At 33.8% G+C, this 1,137-nt stretch carries 1 protein-coding gene and 1 pseudogene; both read right to left on the bottom strand.

Going from position 1 to position 1,137, the window contains the following annotated elements; all coding sequences use genetic code 11:
• Nucleotides 1–207 precede the first annotated feature (207 nt).
• Nucleotides 208–456 (bottom strand): annotated as a pseudogene (locus tag ACFINF_RS09285) (YadA-like family protein); the annotation flags it as partial.
• Nucleotides 457–849: 393 nt separating this feature from the next.
• Nucleotides 850–1,137 (bottom strand): YadA-like family protein (locus ACFINF_RS09280; RefSeq protein WP_375620599.1); only part of this gene is annotated, 288 nt, incomplete at its 5' end.

Below are 1,137 nucleotides of genomic sequence, written 5' to 3'. Positions count from 1 at the left end.
TAAAAATATGACTTTTTAGCAATATGGATTCTACTGTGATCTTTTTTCAACAAAAATATAGAAAAATCTTCTATAAAGCCTCAAAGTTTATAGCGTTATCAAATATTATGCTTATCTCTAGGTAAATACTGTGCATCTGTAAAAAAATATTCACCCTCATTTCAATAAAATAAGAATGAATATTGTTAAAAGAATCCCTTACTATCATCAATTCAGCTTTAATCTTAAGACAGCACCTCTTCCCCAATCTCCGCCAGAACTCGTTGCGGATATATTAGAGCGAATATTTCCATCTTCTGACATATAACCAGCTCCAATAGCAAAAGCCGATCGACTACGCCATAAACCACTACCAAATGAGACACTTAAAGACCAAAGGATATCAAAATAACCTAAATTCGATACCGCTAAACCAACAGAGGACGCCTGTCTTGCTTCTTTCTGAACTGTCTTAATCTGCTGCTTACTGTCATGTAATTGATCACCTTTTAGGCATTATGCAATCCAATAATAATCTTATCAGAAGTAGAATCGTACAAAATAACATCCCCCTCTATCTTGTCATAAAAAATAATGCCGCATTCATTAATAATACTATTATAATATATATTTCTCTTATAAGGAAAAAACTCTCTCAAAAATAAATATCGATTACTCAAATAATTCCTTTTGGAAATGATAAATGATTTTTTCGTATAAAACTTCACAATAAAAAATACATTTTTACTCGAAATACGCCCTTATCTTCTATTGCTATTCATTTATGCTGAGAATAACTTTCCTTCTCTTAAAATGCCACATGTAATGCATTTGATAAGAGAAGGAAAATTTATTTCGAATTTTCTATTGTTAATTCAGTATTATCCTAAATCCAGCACTTATACCCCAGTGACCTCCAGAAGTGGTAATTGACAAGTTGGAACCAATATCACCGTTCTCTGAAGTATAACCAGCCCCAACAGCAAACGCGGATTGACTGCGCCATACACCACTACCAAATGCGAGTGTTAATTTTCCAGGAATATCACTATAGCGTAAACCAGCTACCGCTAAACCAACAGCTGCTGCTTGTCTTGCTTCCTTGCGAACATCCTCAATAGCATAATTTAACGTCTCAAACTTCATATCCGTATAGGA

Origin of the sequence: Bartonella sp. TS25HLJMH (assembly GCF_042193505.1) — a bacterium.
GTDB classification, from domain to species: domain Bacteria; phylum Pseudomonadota; class Alphaproteobacteria; order Rhizobiales; family Rhizobiaceae; genus Bartonella; species Bartonella grahamii.
Note: the sequence above shows the minus strand (reverse complement) of the source record. Positions and strands in the feature narration are given on the sequence as shown.